Origin of the sequence: Azospirillum rugosum, assembly GCF_017876155.1 — a bacterium.
Taxonomy (GTDB): domain Bacteria; phylum Pseudomonadota; class Alphaproteobacteria; order Azospirillales; family Azospirillaceae; genus Azospirillum; species Azospirillum rugosum.
Genome location: NZ_JAGINP010000008.1, coordinates 59,057 through 75,268, shown reverse-complemented (window position 1 = coordinate 75,268; position 16,212 = coordinate 59,057). Strand labels below are relative to the sequence as shown.

At 70.1% G+C, this 16,212-nt stretch carries 14 protein-coding genes; 10 read left to right on the top strand and 4 right to left on the bottom strand.

Features of this window, described 5'->3' with window-relative positions; translation table 11 throughout:
* Positions 1-193: 193 nt before the first annotated feature.
* Positions 194-895, bottom strand: a complete 702-nt coding sequence (locus J2851_RS12735; protein WP_209766658.1) for a protein-L-isoaspartate(D-aspartate) O-methyltransferase — start codon at positions 893-895, stop codon at positions 194-196.
* 199 nt (positions 896-1,094) lie between these two features.
* Here J2851_RS12735 and J2851_RS12730 point away from each other — a divergent pair, with 199 nt between their 5' ends.
* A complete protein-coding gene (locus J2851_RS12730; protein ID WP_209766657.1) occupies positions 1,095-2,492 on the top strand; it encodes a phospholipase D-like domain-containing protein in 1,398 nt (465 codons plus the stop codon).
* A 271-nt stretch (positions 2,493-2,763) separates the two neighbouring features.
* Positions 2,764-4,332 (top strand): methyl-accepting chemotaxis protein, encoded by a 1,569-nt coding sequence (locus tag J2851_RS12725; RefSeq protein WP_209766656.1) that lies wholly within the window; start codon positions 2,764-2,766, stop codon positions 4,330-4,332.
* A gap of 162 nt (positions 4,333-4,494) precedes the next feature.
* Here J2851_RS12725 and J2851_RS36315 read toward each other — a convergent pair whose 3' ends face one another.
* Positions 4,495-4,629 carry a hypothetical protein gene (locus J2851_RS36315; RefSeq protein WP_281416023.1) on the bottom strand — a complete coding sequence of 45 codons (135 nt, stop codon included), beginning with the start codon at positions 4,627-4,629 and terminating at the stop codon, positions 4,495-4,497.
* 442 nt (positions 4,630-5,071) lie between these two features.
* Between J2851_RS36315 and J2851_RS12720 the strand changes: the two genes are divergently transcribed.
* The 3 genes from J2851_RS12720 to J2851_RS12710 all read left to right on the top strand — a co-directional run bounded on the left by J2851_RS12720 (position 5,072) and on the right by J2851_RS12710 (position 8,531).
* Positions 5,072-6,748: an adenylate/guanylate cyclase domain-containing protein gene (locus J2851_RS12720; RefSeq protein WP_209766655.1), complete on the top strand. Its 1,677-nt coding sequence runs from the start codon at positions 5,072-5,074 to the stop codon at positions 6,746-6,748.
* 379 nt (positions 6,749-7,127) lie between these two features.
* Positions 7,128-7,733 carry a cold-shock protein gene (locus J2851_RS12715; protein ID WP_209766654.1) on the top strand — a complete coding sequence of 202 codons (606 nt, stop codon included), beginning with the start codon at positions 7,128-7,130 and terminating at the stop codon, positions 7,731-7,733.
* A gap of 213 nt (positions 7,734-7,946) precedes the next feature.
* The gene (locus J2851_RS12710; protein ID WP_209766653.1) at positions 7,947-8,531 is read left to right on the top strand and encodes a hypothetical protein; all 585 of its coding nucleotides are present in this window, start codon (positions 7,947-7,949) and stop codon (positions 8,529-8,531) included.
* Positions 8,532-8,553: 22 nt separating this feature from the next.
* Here J2851_RS12710 and J2851_RS12705 read toward each other — a convergent pair whose 3' ends face one another.
* Both J2851_RS12705 and J2851_RS12700 read right to left on the bottom strand, forming a co-directional pair.
* Complete coding sequence (locus J2851_RS12705; RefSeq protein ID WP_209766652.1) at positions 8,554-8,808, bottom strand: hypothetical protein; 255 nt, start codon at positions 8,806-8,808, stop codon at positions 8,554-8,556.
* A gap of 164 nt (positions 8,809-8,972) precedes the next feature.
* On the bottom strand, positions 8,973-9,257 hold the full coding sequence (locus tag J2851_RS12700) for an HU family DNA-binding protein (RefSeq protein ID WP_209766651.1): 285 nt from the start codon (positions 9,255-9,257) through the stop codon (positions 8,973-8,975).
* A gap of 351 nt (positions 9,258-9,608) precedes the next feature.
* On the opposite strand from J2851_RS12700, the gene selD reads away from it, so the two are divergent.
* From selD to J2851_RS12675, 5 genes are read left to right on the top strand one after another with little or no spacing between them, the layout of a single operon-like run.
* A complete protein-coding gene (gene selD, locus J2851_RS12695) occupies positions 9,609-11,783 on the top strand; it encodes a selenide, water dikinase SelD (protein ID WP_209766650.1) in 2,175 nt (724 codons plus the stop codon).
* A gap of 59 nt (positions 11,784-11,842) precedes the next feature.
* Complete coding sequence (locus tag J2851_RS12690; RefSeq protein ID WP_209766649.1) at positions 11,843-12,091, top strand: hypothetical protein; 249 nt, start codon at positions 11,843-11,845, stop codon at positions 12,089-12,091.
* The gene (locus J2851_RS36790) at positions 12,088-12,684 is read left to right on the top strand and encodes a hypothetical protein (RefSeq protein ID WP_209766648.1); all 597 of its coding nucleotides are present in this window, start codon (positions 12,088-12,090) and stop codon (positions 12,682-12,684) included. Before J2851_RS12690 ends, J2851_RS36790 begins: the two co-directional genes overlap by 4 nt.
* 54 nt (positions 12,685-12,738) lie before the next feature.
* Positions 12,739-15,276, top strand: coding sequence for a molybdopterin-dependent oxidoreductase (locus J2851_RS12680; RefSeq protein ID WP_246500616.1), 2,538 nt, complete (start codon positions 12,739-12,741; stop codon positions 15,274-15,276).
* Between the two features lies 1 nt (position 15,277).
* Positions 15,278-16,207 carry a 4Fe-4S dicluster domain-containing protein gene (locus J2851_RS12675; RefSeq protein WP_246500615.1) on the top strand — a complete coding sequence of 310 codons (930 nt, stop codon included), beginning with the start codon at positions 15,278-15,280 and terminating at the stop codon, positions 16,205-16,207.
* Positions 16,208-16,212: the final 5 nt, after the last annotated feature.

Here is a 16,212-nt window from a genome sequence, read left to right as displayed (position 1 = left end):
GCGGATTGTTATTTTATGTTCCGGGAAGCCTGCTCAACGGCAACTAAAAACGCAAGTAACAAAACAGCCTTTCCGATTGGTCTTGTTAACTATTCGTAATTGTTTCCATGGTGAAATGCAGATATCGCGTGAGGAGCCGGATTCCCGTCCGGCGCCCAGCCTTCGGTTGTGCCTGCGCACGCCCGGCGGTCGATCATTGCACGGTTTCGAGCTGCGTGAAGCGGACCGGGATCACCGGGCGCAAGGACAGGCGGCCCTGCGCGTCCCCCTGTGCGTCCCCTTGCGCGTCCTTAATCCCGACGGTCAGCGTCTGCGCGCCCGCCCCGCCCATCGGCAGGACGATCCGGCCGCCGGGCTTCAACTGCTCGACCAGGGCCGGCGGCACCCGTTCGGCCGCCGCGGTGACGATGATCCGGTCGAAGGGCGCGTGCTCGGCCCAGCCGCGCGACCCGTCGCCGGTGCGCACGCCGATGTTGACGTAGCCCAGTTTCTGGAACAGCGCCTCGGCCGCCGCCGCGAACTCCTCCACCACCTCCACGGTCCAGACCTGGCGGACCAGACTCCCCAGCACCGCCGCCTGGTAGCCGAGCCCGGTCCCGACCTCCAGCACCGTGTCGTCCGGCCGGACGTCCAGCAGGTCGGTCATCAGCGCGACGATGAAGGGCTGGGAGATGGTTTTGTCAAAGCCGATCGGGAGCGGCATGTTGTGGTAGGCATAGCCGGCGAGCTGCGCCGGCACGAAGAGGTGGCGCGGCACGCCGCGCATGGCGGCCATGACCCGCCCGTCGAGCGCCGCCTTGCCGATTTCGTCGCTGGCCAGCTCCGCCTGGATGGCGATCACCTCCACCATGTGCCGGCGCAGGATGGCGTAGTGCTCCTCGCTCATCTCCTTCATGGCCGACTCTCCTTGGACAACACTGTCATAAGAAGTCGGTCGCGCGGCGGCGCCGACCATTGCCAGGAGGGGATAACGCTCATTGATCGTAGAGGGGGTACCGCGTACCGCGACGGGCAATCGGCCGACGACGGCGTTGCGCAAGCGTCGCCGCGAGCACTATCTCCCTCACAATGGTGAGGTGGAACAGACGGTTTCGATGCGCATGCAGGACGCGATCCCCTATCTGCTGACGGTCCTGCACATCGGCACGGCGGTGTGGGTGACGGTCCACGCCCTGCTGAAGAAGCGGGACGTGGCCTCGGCGATCGGCTGGATCGGCCTGGCCTGGCTGTCCCCGATCGCCGGGAGCGTCCTGTACGTCACCTTCGGCATCAACCGCGTGCACGCCCGCGCGCAGAGCCTGCGGCGCCCGTTCCTGCGCACGCGGTCGGGCGGAAGCGCCGCCGCTGTCCCGTTCCAGGGGCTGGCCCTGGCTGTGGAGCGGATCACCGGCCGGGGCATCGAATCCGGCAACCGGCTGGAGATGCTGTCGGCCGGGGACGGCGCCTATCCCCTGATGCTGGAGGCGATCGGTCGGGCGCGCACCAGCATCGCCCTGTCGAGCTATATTTTCCGCGCCGACGCCGCCGGCCAACGTTTCATCGAGGCCCTGGCGGCGGCCCGCAAACGCGGCGTCGAGGTGCGGGTGCTGATCGACGGCATCGGCGGCGGCTACCTGCTGTCGCCCGCCTACCACCGGCTGCGCGACGCGGGCATTCCGGCGGCGCGCTTCCTCCATTCGCCGTTGCCCTGGCGCATGCCCTTCCTGAACTTGCGCAACCACAAGAAAATCCTGGTGATCGACGGGCGGGTCGGCTTCACCGGCGGGCTGAACATCGGGGCGGAGAACCTGCTCGCCGACTCCCCCCGGCACCCCGTGCGCGACACCCATTTCCGCATCGAGGGGCCGGTCGTCGCCCAGCTGATGGAGGCCTTCGCGGAGGACTGGCAGTTCGTCACGGGGGAGAGCCTGTCCGGGCCGGACTGGTTTCCGGTCCTGTCCCCGGTCGGCGACACGCCGGCGCGGGTCGTCACCTCCGGCCCGGACCAGGACATCGAGAAGCTGGAATACACGCTGCTGAACGCCATCGCCGTGGCGCGCCGATCGATCCGCATCGCCACCCCCTATTTCCTGCCCGACGACCGGCTGTGCAGCGCGCTGGAGATGGCGGCGCTGCGCGGCATCGCGGTGGACGTCGTGATCCCGGCCAAGGGCAACCACCGCGTCCTGGACTGGGCCGTTCCGGTGCAGATCCGGCCGCTGGCCGCCGCCGGCTGCCGGATCTGGCTGGCGCCGCCGCCCTTCGTGCACGCCAAGCTGATGACGGTGGACGGCTGCTGGGCGCTGGTCGGCAGCGCCAACTGGGACGTGCGCAGCCTGCGGCTGAACTTCGAGCTGGACCTGGAGGTCTACGGCGACGCCTTCGCCGCGCTGGTGGACGCCGCGATCGACACCGGCCGGTGCCGGCTGGTGTCGCTGGACGACCTCGACGCGCGCAGCCTGCCGGTCATGCTGCGCGACGCGGCGGCGCGGCTCCTGCTGCGCTATCTGTAGCGCCACGCTGCAAGGCGCCATTTCATTGTTGTACGTAATATTGGCCGCCCGGCCGCCCTCATCGCGGGCGGTCGTCGCGAGTGCGCATAAAGGAATATTATCGACCGCAGCAATGCGACCAAATGATCGTGAAGAGCGACGCTGAATCAATTTGACCGACATTCGAGCGGAGAGTTATATCACCAAAGTTCATCGATGGGATTCTGCGTCCGCGCAAGCATTTGCGCGGGTATTGGCGTTCGCAGATGGTTAGTATTCGAAGGGATAAGGAATGTTCGACCTGTACAGTCGGAGCCTGATGGCCCGGGTGGTGGTGCCCATTGCCGGCCTGCTGGGCGTGATCGCCTTCGCCTCCATGCTCGGCGCCGTCTACATGAACATGGCTTCGGCCCGCGACGCCTTGGCGGCGCGCGCGCAGATGACCACCACGGTGCTGTCCGGCGGCGCGGCGGAGGTGCTGTGGAACATGGACACGGGCGTGGCCAACTCCATGCTCGCCGCACTCGCAGCCGATCCCGACTATTCGGGCAGCACGATCCGCGGCAAGGACGGCAAGGTCTTCGCCGCCCACGGCAAGCCGCCGGTCGCCTCCGACGACACGATCATCCTGCGCACGGCGCCGGTCACCCGCGGCAGCGGGTCGAAGGTGACGGAAATCGGCTCCATCGAGGTCGGGCTTTCCACCCAGCGCGTCTATGACGAGATCCGCAGCACCACGCTCGTGATCGCCGGCGTCTGCGCCCTGGTTCTGCTGGGCGTCTGCGGCGTGCTGCTCACCATCGTCCGCGGCGTCACGCGGCCCATCGTGCGCATGACCGCGGTGATGAGCGACCTGGCGTCCGGCCGCACCGACGTGGAGGTGCCGGCGCTCGGCCGGCGCGACGAGGTGGGGCGCATGGCCGCGGCCGTGCAGACCTTCCGCGAGAACGCCATCGCCAAGGCGCGGCTGGAGGCCGAACAGGCGGGCCACGCCGCCGAGACGGACCGGCAGCGCCGCGCCGCCCTGGCGGCCGTGGCGGAAACCTTCGACACCGACGTCGGGCAGCTCCTGGCCACCGTGAACCGCACCGCGGAGGCGATGAGCGGCGCCGTGGGCGAGGTCGCCGCCAGCGCCAGCGAGAACGCGTCGCTCAGCAGCGGCGTCGCCAGCGTCGCGGACGACGTCAGCGGCAACGTGGAAACCGTGGCCGCCGCCGTGGAGCAGCTGGCCGCCTCCATCCGGGAGATCGCGGCCCAGGCGCAGAACTCGCACGGCGTGTCCGACGGGGCGAGCCGCCGGGTCAGCGGCACGGTCGGCCTGATGAACAAGCTGGTGGAGGACGCCAGCCGGATCGGCGACGTGCTGACCCTGATCACGTCCATCGCCGGCCAGACCAACCTGCTGGCGCTGAACGCCACCATCGAGGCGGCGCGTGCGGGCGAGGCCGGGAAGGGCTTCGCGGTCGTCGCCACCGAGGTGAAGAACCTTGCCGGGCAGACCGCCAAGGCGACGGAGGAGATTTCCGCCCTCATCAACGCGATTCAGGCCTCCACCGGCGACGCGGCGGGCGAGATCGGCGGGATCGCCAAGGTGATCGGCACGCTGTCGGAGATCAGCGCCTCCATCGCCACGGCGGTGGAGCAGCAGAACTCCGCGACCATCCAGATCAGCCGCGCGGTGCAGCAGGCCGCCCATGGCACCCAGCAGCTGCGCGAGAACGTGCAGGGCGTCGCCCAGTCGGCCCGGCGCAACGGGGAATCCGCGGCCGGCCTGCACCGGGACATCCGCAGCCTGGAGGAGAGCCTGCACGCGGTGCAGTCCCAGGTCGACCGCTTCGTCGACAAGCTGACCGCCGGCTGACGGCCCGACGTCGTACGGCAGGACGGACCCGCCAAACGAAAACAGGCCGCGCCGGAGGCGCAGCCCGTTTTTCGGTTCATCCCTGGGGTCGGGCTGTCGCCGAAGCGGCGGCCGGCCCGGCCGGGGTGGCGTGCGCCCGGATGATCAGGCCCCGGACAGGTCTCAGTGAGCGAGAGCGCTGTAGACGATGTAGACCGGGGTCGCCTTGAACCAGGCGGTCACGAAGGCGCCGATCGCCTGGATGGCGGTGGACGGCTGGTGCGAAGCGCCGGCGGGGGAGAAGGTCGTGGTCGTCATGATGTCCTCCATCGATCTGATGGAGCGACTATAGCCTGGTATACCAAATGCCAGATACGCAAAGCCCGCAAGGCTGAAAGACCGAAAAATTACAGCCACATCAAGCGTTTGCCCCACTTACCATCGGCGTTGCAAACAATAAGCCGCAAAGCGCCTGTGGCCATTCCGGGCTGCGCGGCAGGACCGGCATAGGCGGTTTCGCCGAGTTGCGCGCGGTCTGGCGGCTCTGGAAGGCTAGGTCCCGGAGTCATGCAGGGTCCAGGGAGAGAGACTGCGGGCCGCCTTCGGGCGGCCTTTTTCCTGCCGCACGGTCCGTCCCGATCACGGGTTGGGGAGCGGGCCTTGAAACCATCCGCGGGAGCACCGACGCTTGAAGCGCCGGGCATCGGCGGCGTGGGCGCGCTCCCCGGCCGGCACGTGCAGGAGGGGGAAAGGGGGCGCGATGGCGGTCAGAGAAGAGGATTGGTCCGGCGGGCTGCGATGGAACGCCCTGGTCACGGTGCGCGGCCTGCGGCTGTCCACCGGACTGGTCATCTTCACCTTCCTCACCACCCACCTGCTGAACCATGCCTTGGGCATCGTGTCGCTGGAGGCGATGGCGGAGGCGCAGGACTGGTTCGTCGCGGTCTGGCGCAGCGTGCCGGGCACCGTGCTTCTCTACGGGTCCTTCCTGGTCCACGCCGCCCTGGCGCTGCTCGCGCTGTACCGCCGGCGCACGCTGCGCATGCCGGGATCGGACCTGTGGCAGCTCGTCCTCGGCCTGTCCATTCCGTTCTTCCTGATTCCCCATGTGCTGGGGACGCGGGTCCGGTCGGCGATGTCGGGATTCGAGGACACCTACGACATCGTCCTCCAGCTGATGTGGGTCGAGGTCCCGACCAACGGCCTGCGGCAGGCCTTCATCCTGGTCGTCGCCTGGACGCACGGCTGCATGGGCCTGCATTTCTGGCTGCGCCACCGCCGCTGGTACCCGCGCGCCTTTCCGGTCCTGTTCGCCCTGGCGCTGATGGTGCCGGTGCTGGCCCTGATCGGCTTCGCGCAGGCCGGCCGGGACGTCGCCATGCTGGTCGAGGCCAACGGGTTGAAGCCGATGGTGCCGCCGCCCCCGGCCATGGGCACCGCGTGGTGGATCGCCTACGGCGTGGCCTGGGGCTCCCTGCTCGGGGTGCTCGGCGCGCGGGGCCTGCGCTTCCTGCGGCAGCGCCGCACGCTGGTGCGCATCCGCTACCCGGACCGCCAGACCGTCGCCGTGCCGCGCGGCTTCACGGTGCTGGAGGCGAGCCGGCTGGCCGGCATCCCGCACCTGTCCGTGTGCGGCGGGCGGGGGCGCTGCTCCACCTGCCGGGTGCGCGTTCTGGGCGACGTCGCCGACCAGCCGGAGCCCGCGCCGGAGGAGCGGACGACGCTGGCGCGGGCCGGCGCGCCGCCGGGCGTGCGCCTGGCCTGCCAACTCCGCCCGGTGTCCGACGTGGCGGTGATCCCCCTGCTGCGCGCCACCGCGCTGGACCCGCCGCCGGCCGAGCAGCGGTGGAACGGGGAGGAGCGGTTCATCGCCGTGCTGTTCTGCGACCTGCGCGGCTTCACCGCCCTGTCGGAGCAGAAGCTGCCCTTCGACGTGGTCTATCTGCTGAACCAGTATTTCGCCACCGTCGGCAACGCCGTGGAGCGGGAGGGCGGGCGCGTGGACAAGTTCATCGGCGACGGGGCCATGGCCCTGTTCGGCGTGGAGAGCGAGCCGACGCAGGCCTGCCGTCAGGCGCTTGCCGCCGCCGCGGCCATCGCGCGTGGGGTGGAGGACCTGAACGGCAACCTGCAGCGGGAGTTGGGGCATCCCCTGCGCCTGGCCATGGGGCTGCACGCCGGCGTCGCCATCGTGGGGGAGATGGGCTATGGCCCCGCGACCTCGCTGACCGCGGTCGGGGACGTGGTGAACGTGGCGAGCCGCCTGGAAGGGATGGCGAAGGAACTGGACGCCGAACTGGTCGTGTCCGACGGCACGGTGCGGCGCGCGGGCGTGGTGCTCGGCTCCGGAGAGGTGCTGGACCTGCCGGTGCGAGGCCGCACCGCCACGGTGCGCGCCGTCGTCCTGCCGCGGGCCGGCGCGGCGGTGGTCGCCTGAGCATACGCGCGAGGAGCGCACCGAAGGGGGCGCCCCGAATAGGCCGCCCCGAAAAGGTCGGCACCGGGAACGGGAACCCGGGGGCCGGGCCGGCGTTTCCCAAGTCATCCCCGGCGCGCCGCTCCGCACGATAATCATCGGTTCCGGCATGATGTCGTTGCAGGAAGCGGCCCGGGTGGATTATGCACCGTTGGACGCCGCATTGTTCGTCTCTTCGCCCTTTGGGGCCGGTGACGCCGCCCGGTTTTACCCGGCCGCCCGCGGAGCGCGATGGTGCGTCCGGTGGGCTGGTGGCGTGACGGGTGCGTTGCATCGCCGTGCAAATACCGTCAGTGTTGCTTTCGTTTCCTTCCGACAACCGAGCATCCAGAGTGAACGAGTGAACGACGAACTGAAGAATGTCACCGCGACGGTGAAGTGGTACAAGGCGGACAAGGGCTTCGGCTTCATTCGTTTGTCCGATGGAAGCGGGGAAGCGTTTCTGCATTCCAAGGTCCTGGCCCCCTTGGGGGAGGTGACGCTGACCGAAGGGACCATCCTGGTCTGCGACGTCGTGCCCAGCCCGAAGGGCCCCCAGGTCGCGGCCATCCATTCGGTCACCCCGGCCGCCCCGGCGGAGCCGAAGCCGCCGCGCGAGCCCAAGGCGCGCCGCACCCGGACCGCCGCCGTGCCGCCGGTGGACGGCAAGCCGGCCAAGCCGCAGGGTGTCCGGGAGGTGCCGCAGCGCCGTGTCGAGCGCCTGCCGGCGGCGCTGATGGCGATTTCCCCGGACGACATGACCTATGGGACGGTGCGCTGGTACAACCTCGACAGCCAGTCGGGCCTGATCGACCCGTGGAACGACGAGACCGGCATCGGCGTCTATTTCGACCGCACGATCCTGCGGCAGTCGGGCCTGGATATCGTGGCCGACGGCGAGGATGTCCGCTTCGTCGCGGAACAGGGCGACAGCGGTCCCTTCGCGCTGCGCGTCGAGCTGGCCTGATCCGGCCCCTGTCCCCATCGCTTTTCCCTGGACCAGGGGGGTATGCCCCCTGATCCGCCCCACCCCCAATGATCCGGGAATGGCGGCCCCCGCCGGCGTGTAGGTCCTGTCATCAGGGTGGCGGCCCAGCGTGGCGGGTCCGGGGAGGCGGACATGGGACAGATTTTTTGGGGACAGGTTTTTGGACGACGAGCGCTTCGGTCCGGCGCGGTGATGCTGGCGCTGTCCGCGGCGGCGATTCCCGCGGCAACGGCCTGCAGGGCCCAGGCGATCGATTGCTGGCTTCTGGAAGGCCAGGCGCTCGACCGCGCCCACCAGCGCGGCCTGTGCAAGGACGCCTTCGCGCGCAACTCCGTGGGCGGCGCGCCCGCGGCGGGTGAGCCAGTCGTCGTGCCCAAGCAGACCAACGACGCCCCGCGCGATGTTGCGCGCGGCAACCAGCGCGATCGGGAGGTCGCGGCCGTTCCCAGCCCGCGGCCGGCGACACCCCCGGCCAAGCCGAAGCGGGAAGGGACCGCGCAATCGCAGCCCCGGCCGGCCCGGGCAGCGGCCCCGGCGCAATCCCAGTTGCCGTCGTGGAGCACGGGGCGGGAGGAACCGTCCTGGAACACGCCCCGGCCGGCGGATCGGGTGGCCCGCGTGGAGGAGACCGTCCCGAAGGAAACCGCCGAGATTCCGGTCGAACCCTGGCCCGTCCGGCGTCAGCCGCCGCCCTCGACGGACCCCGTTGAGATCTTCATGGACAACCTCCAGCGGGATTTCCAGTCGCTGGTGACCAAGCTGATCAGCGGTCGCTGAACACCCCGGATTCAGGCCGGATTCAGGCCGGATTCAGGGGGGCGTCCGGCGACGCCGGACCCTCGTCCGGCCCCGCGGGGGCGGAGGGCACGGCGCCGCTCCCCTTCGCGCCACGGTCGGCGTTCCGCGGCGGCGGTTCGATGACCGGCCCGATCTTCACGTCGCGGGCGGCGAGCGGGACGATGTCGCCGATCGGCATGAAGGATCCGTCCGCCTGCTCGCGGGCGGGCTCCCAGACGCCGTCGATCTTGATCCAACGATAGGTGCTGCTGCTCATGCCATCGCCTTGCTGCGGTCGGTTCGTCGATGCCGACCGGTCAACAGGCGAGGGGGCCCGCCCGTGTCCACAAAACTTCCTGCCCTTAAACGGCCCCCCAGAAACGGCAAAGGGGCAGCGTTGCCGCTGCCCCAGGCGCGACGGGTCGGCCTGCCTCGACGGCGTCAGTCGGCCTTGCCGTTGATGGCGTCCTTGAGGGCCTTGCCGGCGGAGAACTTCGGGGCCTTGGAGGCCGCGATCTTGATCTCGGCGCCGGTCTGCGGGTTGCGGCCGGTGCGCTCACCGCGCTCGGCGATCTCGAACTGCCCGAAGCCGGGCAGCTTGACGGTCTCGCCCTTGACGAGCGCGTCCTGCAGGCTCTCCAGCACGGCGTCCAGCGCCTTGCCGGCGTCCGCCTTGGTGCCGCCCAGCTTGGCGGCGATGGCGTCGATGAGGTCGGCCTTCGTCATTCCCTACTCCTCTGTTCATTTCGAAACCCGCAGCATCGCTGGGGTTCTCGGCGCCTCTGACGTACTCTGCCGCTTTCCTGTGCGCAAGCCTCTCCAGGCCAAACCGGCCGGGAAAAGGCTCAAAAGCCACTCGAAGCAAGAAAATTCCTGGCCGAATGGGATAAATTCCGGTTTGCGGGAGCGCCGCACCGGCGCCGCACCGGAAAACCGGCGACTCGGCGGAGCCCGCCCAGGGGAGCCGGCCCTTGTGGAACTCCGGCGGCCCCTGCGGCATTATGCCGGGACCGGTCGCGTCCAAGGTCCCAACCGGGGCATCGGGCCGGTGGTCCAACGGCCCGAGCGGCATCCGCGATGCACACCAGCCCCATCGAAAGTCCCGTTGGCCAGGATCTCGTGCTCGTCGGCGGCGGGCACGCCCATGTGCATGTGCTGAAGAGCTTCGGCATGCGCCCCATCCCCGGCGTGCGTCTGACGCTGGTCGCGCGCGACCTGGAGACGCCCTATTCCGGCATGGTCCCCGGCCTGATCGCCGGGCATTACCAGCGCGCCGACTGCCACATCGACCTCCTGCGCCTCGCGCGGTTCGCCGGGGCGCGGCTGATCCACGCGGAGGCGGTCGGGATCGACCGCACTGCGCGGCGGGTGCTGCTGCGCGGGCGGCCGCCGGTCCGCTACGACGTGCTGTCGCTGGACATCGGCTCCCGCCCCTCGCTCAACACGCCGGGGGCGGCGGAGCACGCCATTCCGCTGAAGCCCATCGACGGGCTGATCGACCGGTGGGAGCGCCTAGCCGACCGGCTGTGCGCGGCGGCCGAACCGCTGCACGTGGCGATGGTCGGCGGCGGGGCGGCGGGGGTGGAGGTCGTGCTGTCCATGCAGCGCGCGTTGCGCCACCGCTGCCCCACCGTGCTGCCCCGCTTCACGCTGGTCACGCGCGGGCGGCTGCTGGACGGGCACCCGCCGGGCGTCGCCCGCGTCTTCCGGCGCCTGTTGGCGGAACGGGGCGTGGAGCTTCGGGAGGAAACCGCGGTGGCGGCGGTCGAGGCGGACGGGCTGGAGCTTCAGGACGGCACGCGCATCGCCTGCGACGCGGTGGTCTGGGCGACGCAGGCCGGCGCCGCCCCCTGGCTGGCCGGGGCGGGCCTCGCGCTCGACGAGCGCGGCTTCGTCGCGGTGGACGCGGGCTTGCGCGCCCTGAACGACCCGCTGGTCTTCGCGGCCGGCGACGTCGCGTCGGTGAAGCCGCACCCGCGGCCGAAGGCCGGCGTCTTCGCCGTGCGGCAGGGGCCGCCGCTGGCCGCCAACCTGCGGCGGGCCTTGGCAGGGCAGAATCCGAGACCCTTCACGCCGCAGACGCGGTTCCTGTCGCTGATCGGCGCGGGCGACGCCCACGCCGTGGCCTCCCGCGGGTCCTGGGTGGCCGAGGGGGGCTGGGTCTGGCGGCTGAAGCAATGGATCGACCGGCGCTGGATGCGCGGCTACCAGGACCTGCCGGCCGTGCGCCCGGCGTTGCGGGGAGGGGCGCCGGCCGAGATGCGCTGCGGCGGCTGCGGGGCCAAGGTGCCCGCCGCCGTGCTGGCGCGCGTCCTGGAGCGGCTGGACCTGCCCGGCAATGGCGATGACGCGGCGGTGGTGGACCTGCCGGCGCAGGGGCCGCTGTTGCAGACGGTGGACTTCTTCCGCGCCTTCGTCGACGACCCCTATGTCTTCGGCCGCATCGCCGCGACCCACGCGCTGGGCGACATCCACGCCATGGGCGGGGCGCCGCTGACCGCGCTCGCCATCGCCGGGCTGCCGCCGGCCCGCGGCGCGATCCAGGAGGACGACCTGCACCAGATGCTGCGCGGCGGGCTGGAGGTGCTGGACGCCGCGGGCGCGCGCCTCGTCGGTGGCCACAGCGCGGAGGCGGCGGAGCCCGGCCTGGGATTCGCCGTCACCGGCGTCGCCGGGCCGACCGTCCTGCGCAAGGGCGGGTTGAGGCCCGGCGACGCGCTGGTGCTGACGAAGCCGCTGGGCACCGGCGTGGTGATGGCGGCGGCCATGCAGGGCAGGGCACGGGCCCCTTGGGTCGCCGCGGCGCTGGAGGGGATGCAGCGCTCCTCCGGCCCCGCCGCGGCCTGCCTTGCGGAGCATGGCGCCGCCGCCTGCACCGACGTCACCGGCTTCGGGCTGCTCGGCCACCTGCTGGAGATGCTGGACGCCTCAGGGGTGGACGCGACGCTGGACCTTGGCGCCGTCACGGCGCTTCCGGGGGCGCTGGAGCTTCTGGACGCCGGGGTCGCCAGCACCCTGCATCCGGAAAACGCCCGCGCCGGGGTGCGGCTGGTGGGCGCCGTGCGGGGTGCGCGGACAGAACTGCTGTTCGACCCGCAGACGGCCGGGGGACTGCTGGCCGGCGTTCCCGCGGACCGGGCGGAGGACTGCGTCCGGGCGCTGCAGGGCCTCGGCTACCCGCAAGCCGTGGTCATCGGCGCCGTCGTGGCGCAGGTCGGCCCGGCGCCGCGGGTCGTCGCCCGGGGGGCATAAATTTCCCGAGCCGGGCGAACCGATCCGGCCGCGCGTCGTTGACGTCTCCGGATGCCACGATGCCGTTGGGGACCATGCGCACGGTCGAGGGAACCATCACGCTCGCCCAGGAAGGGCGTTTCCAGCTCGTCAGCGACGAGGGGATCGCCCGCCTGTTCATGCTGGCGCACGACGCGCCGATCGAGCCGCAGGATCTGCCGGATCTCGTCCGGGCCAGGGCGCGGGTCGCCGTCCGCTACGACGAGCGCCCGGACCTGATCGCCGCCATCGTCCACGAAATTGGCTATGCCGAGGAGACGCGCCCATGAAGCCGATCCGCCGCCGCACGCTCGCCGACCACGCCCGCGGCTTCCTGCGCGACTGGTCGCTGCCCCGGCAGTTCCGCGGCGAGAGCCCCTATTCCGACGCGGCGAAGAGCAGCGGCTCCGCCCGCCTGCGCCCACGGCTGGAGGAGGCGGACAAAGTCGGCACCAACATCTGCCCCTACTGCGCGGTCGGCTGCGCGCAGCTGATGTACGCCAAGGACGGGACCTTGATCCATGTGGAGGGCGACCCGCGCAGCCCGATCAACCAGGGCACGCTGTGCCCCAAGGGGGCGGCGACCTTCGGCTGGCTGACCAGCGAGCTGCGGATGAGCAAAGTGCTCTACCGCGCGCCCCATTCCGACCGCTGGGAGGAAAGGCCGCTGGACTGGGCGATGGACCGCATCGCGCATCTGGCGAAGCAGACCCGCGACGAGACCTTCGTGCACAAGCTTCCCGACGGGACGGTGGTGAACCACACGCTGGGCATGGCCTCGCTGGGTGGGGCCACGCTGGACAATGAGGAAAACTACCTCATCAAGAAGCTGTTCAGCGGCGGTCTGGGCATGGTCTGGATCGAAAACCAGGCCAGGGTCTGACACTCCTCCTCGGTGCCCAGTTTGGGCGCCTCCTTCGGCCGAGGGGCGGCCACCTTGCCCCAGTGGGATCTCGCCAACGCGGACTGCATCCTGGTGATGGGGTCCAACATGGCGGAAAACCACCCGATCGCCTTCCGCTTCGCGCTCCAGGCCAAGCAGAAGGGGGCGACGCTGATCCATGTCGACCCGCGCTTCACGCGGACCTCCGCGCTCGCGGACATCCACGCGCCGATCCGGGCGGGGACGGACATCGCCTTCCTCGGCGGCATCATCCGCCACATCCTGGAAAACGACCTGTGGTTCAAGGACTACGCGCTGAACTACACCAACCTCGCCACCATCATCGAGGACGCGTTCGAGGACCCGAGCCGGAACGACGGCAAGTTCTCCGGCTGGAACGAGGCCAAGAAGTCCTACAGCTTTGAGAGCTGGCAGTATGAGGGGGAGTTCGTGCCGTCCTCCCTGGCGGAGCATTTCGTCAACACGACGGAGTCCTTCTCCGACCAGACCAAGCGCCTGCAACAGGGGCCGACGCCGAAGGACGAGACGCTGCAACACCCGAACTGCGTCTACCAGATCCTGAAGCGCCACTTCGCCCCCTACACGCCGGAGATGGTGGAGCGGGTGACCGGCTGCCCGAAGGAGACCTTCGTGACGGTCGCCGACGCGCTCGCCCGCGCCTCCGGCCGGGAGAAGACGGGGACGATCTGCTACGCGGTCGGCTGGACGCACCATTCCACCGGCGTGCAGATGATCCGCGCTGCGGCGATCATCCAGCTCCTGCTCGGCAACGTCGGGCGGCCCGGCGGCGGCATCCTGGCGCTGCGCGGCCATTCCAGCATCCAGGGCTCCACCGACATCCCGACGCTGTACAACCTGCTGCCGGGATACCTGCCGCAGCCGCACGGGCTGAAGCCGCACCACACGTTGCAGGACTACATCGACCACGAGACGACGCCCACGGGCTGGTGGCATAACTTCCCCAAATACATCGTCAGCCTGCTGCGCGCCTGGTACGGCGAGGCGGGGAAGACGGAGAACGGCTGGGGGTTCGAGTGGCTGCCCAAGATCATGGGCGACCATTCGCAGAACCCCATGACGCTCGCCATCGAGGACGGGCTGATCAAGGGCCTGTTCCTGCTGGGGCAGAACCCGGCGGTCGGCGGCAGCAACGCGGGGCTGGTGCAGAGGGCGCTCGGCAAGCTCGACTGGATGGTGGTGACCGACTTCGCGGAAACGGAGACGGCGTCCTTCTGGTACAAGGGCAAGCCGGTGCAGGCCGGGGAGCTTGCGCCCAAGGACATCAAGACGGAGGTGTTCCTGCTGCCGACCTCGCTGGCGGGGGAGAAGGCGGGCACCTTCACCAACACCCACCGCCTGATCCAGTGGCACGACAAGGTGGTGGACGGGCCGGGCGACAGCCGGTCGGACCTGTGGTTCGTCTACCACCTCGGCCGCCGCCTGAAGGAGCTTTACCGCAGCAGCGCCGACCCCAGGGATCTGCCGATCCGTTACCTGACCTGGGACTACCCGGTCGAGGGCGAGCGGGAGGAGCCGGACGCGGAGGCGGTGCTGCGCGAGATCAACGGCTACACCTGGCCCGACCGCCGGCAGATCGAGGACTTCAAGGATTTGCAGGACGACGGCTCCACCGCCTGCGGCTGCTGGATCTACACCGGCGTCTTCCCGAAGAACGACCACAACCAGGCGCGGTCGCGCAAGCCGGACGGCCCGGACGGGCCGGGCACGCATCTCGGCTGGGGCTTCGCCTGGCCGTCCAACCGGCGCACGCTGGTCAACCGCGCCTCCGCCGATCCCGCGGGCAAGCCCTGGTCGGAACGCAAGAAGCTGGCGTGGTGGGACGCGGAAAAAGGGGAGTGGGACGGCTACGACAAGGTGGACTTCTCCACCCAGAAGGCGCCGGACTACAGGCCGGACTGGTCGAAGGAGCCCGCGGGCATGGACGCGCTGAGCGGCACCGACCCCTTCATCATGATCTCCGACGGGCGGGGGGCGCTGTTCGTTCCCTCCGGCCTGAAGGACGGGCCGCTGCCGACCCATTACGAGCCGGTGGAATCGCCGGTGAAGAACCCGCTCTACGGCCAGCAGCACAACCCGACCGCCAAGATCTGGGACCGTCCGGACAACCCGATCCATCCGCCGGGGGACCCGCGCTATCCCCACGTCCTGACCACCTACCGCCTGACGGAGCATCATTCCGGCGGCACGCCGACGCGGTCCGTCGCGTCCACCGCGGAATTGCAGCCGGAGGGATTTTGCGAGATCGCGCCGGAGTTGGCGAGGGAATTGGGCATCGAGAATCTCGACTGGGTCGTCCTGTCCACCCCGCGCGGGGAGGTGGAAACGCGCGCGCTGGTGACCGAACGGCTCCAGGCCTTCCGGGTGGACGGGCGGCTGGTCCACCAGATCGGCATGCCCTGGCATTTCGGCTGGAACGGCTACGCCACCGGCGACATCGCCAACGTCCTGACCGCCGTCGTCGGCGACCCGAACACCGGCATGCACGAGAACAAGGCGCTGACTTGCCACCTGCGCAAGGGCCGCCTGGACCGCCCAGGGAAAGGAGACTGAGATGGCCGTTTCCATGGGCGTCCCCGCCCGCGCGCTGGACTACGCCGACCCCATCCTTCCGGGCCTGATCCCGGACGAGGCGGAACTGACCGCCGGCGTCCGCATCGAACCGGGCAAGAGCTACGGCTTCTTCACCGACACCACGCTGTGCATCGGCTGCAAGGCTTGCGAGGTGGCCTGCAAGGAATGGAACGCCCTGCCGGCCGACGAGGTCGGGCTGACCGGCAACAGCTACGACAACACCGGCCGGCTGTCCGCCAACACATGGCGGCACGTCGCCTTCGTCGAGAAGATCGGCACGAATGGGAAACGCGCCGCGGAGATGGCGCCCTTCCAGTCGAACTGGCTGATGATGAGCGACGTGTGCAAGCACTGCCACAACGCCCCCTGCCTGGAGGCCTGCCCGACCGGCGCCCTGTTCCGGACGGAGTTCGACACGGTGGTCGTGCAGCAGGACATCTGCAACGGCTGCGGCTATTGCGTGCCGGCCTGCCCCTTCGGCGTGGTGGACCTGAACGAGGTGGACGGCAAGGCGCACAAATGCACGCTCTGCTACGACCGCCTGAAGGGCGGGCTGGAACCGGCCTGCGCCAAGTCCTGCCCCACCGACTCCATCCAGTTCGGCGAGGTGCCGGATCTCGTGGAGAAGGCCAGGGCGCGCGTGGAGGACCTGCACGGTAGGGGGGCCGTGGACGCCTACCTCTACGGCGCGCCGGGGGAGCCGGGTGCCACGGGGGACCTGGGGCACCTGAACGCCTTCTTCCTGCTGACCGACCGGCCGGAGGTCTACGGCCTGCCGACCGCGCCGACGCGCGCATCCAACCGGGTCGCTCCGGCGCTGGGCGCTGGGCTCGCCACCATGGCCGGCCTGACGCTCGCCGCCATCGCCCTGTTCGCCACCAATCGGTTCGCCACCAACCGCCGCCGCTGAAGGGA

Bases quoted from the DNA above. Each gene is read 5' to 3' on its own strand.
- J2851_RS12735 (WP_209766658.1), bottom strand. From the start codon at position 895: ATGAAGGAGATGAGCGAGGAGCACTACGCCATCCTGCGCCGGCACATG.
- J2851_RS12730 (WP_209766657.1), top strand. From the start codon at position 1,095: ATGCGCATGCAGGACGCGATCCCCTATCTGCTGACGGTCCTGCACATC.
- J2851_RS12725 (WP_209766656.1), top strand. From the start codon at position 2,764: ATGTTCGACCTGTACAGTCGGAGCCTGATGGCCCGGGTGGTGGTGCCC.
- J2851_RS36315 (WP_281416023.1), bottom strand. From the start codon at position 4,629: ATGACGACCACGACCTTCTCCCCCGCCGGCGCTTCGCACCAGCCGTCC.
- J2851_RS12720 (WP_209766655.1), top strand. From the start codon at position 5,072: ATGGCGGTCAGAGAAGAGGATTGGTCCGGCGGGCTGCGATGGAACGCC.
- J2851_RS12710 (WP_209766653.1), top strand. From the start codon at position 7,947: ATGCTGGCGCTGTCCGCGGCGGCGATTCCCGCGGCAACGGCCTGCAGG.
- J2851_RS12705 (WP_209766652.1), bottom strand. From the start codon at position 8,808: ATGAGCAGCAGCACCTATCGTTGGATCAAGATCGACGGCGTCTGGGAG.
- J2851_RS12700 (WP_209766651.1), bottom strand. From the start codon at position 9,257: ATGACGAAGGCCGACCTCATCGACGCCATCGCCGCCAAGCTGGGCGGC.
- selD (WP_209766650.1), top strand. From the start codon at position 9,609: ATGCACACCAGCCCCATCGAAAGTCCCGTTGGCCAGGATCTCGTGCTC.
- J2851_RS12690 (WP_209766649.1), top strand. From the start codon at position 11,843: ATGCCGTTGGGGACCATGCGCACGGTCGAGGGAACCATCACGCTCGCC.
- J2851_RS36790 (WP_209766648.1), top strand. From the start codon at position 12,088: ATGAAGCCGATCCGCCGCCGCACGCTCGCCGACCACGCCCGCGGCTTC.
- J2851_RS12675 (WP_246500615.1), top strand. From the start codon at position 15,278: ATGGCCGTTTCCATGGGCGTCCCCGCCCGCGCGCTGGACTACGCCGAC.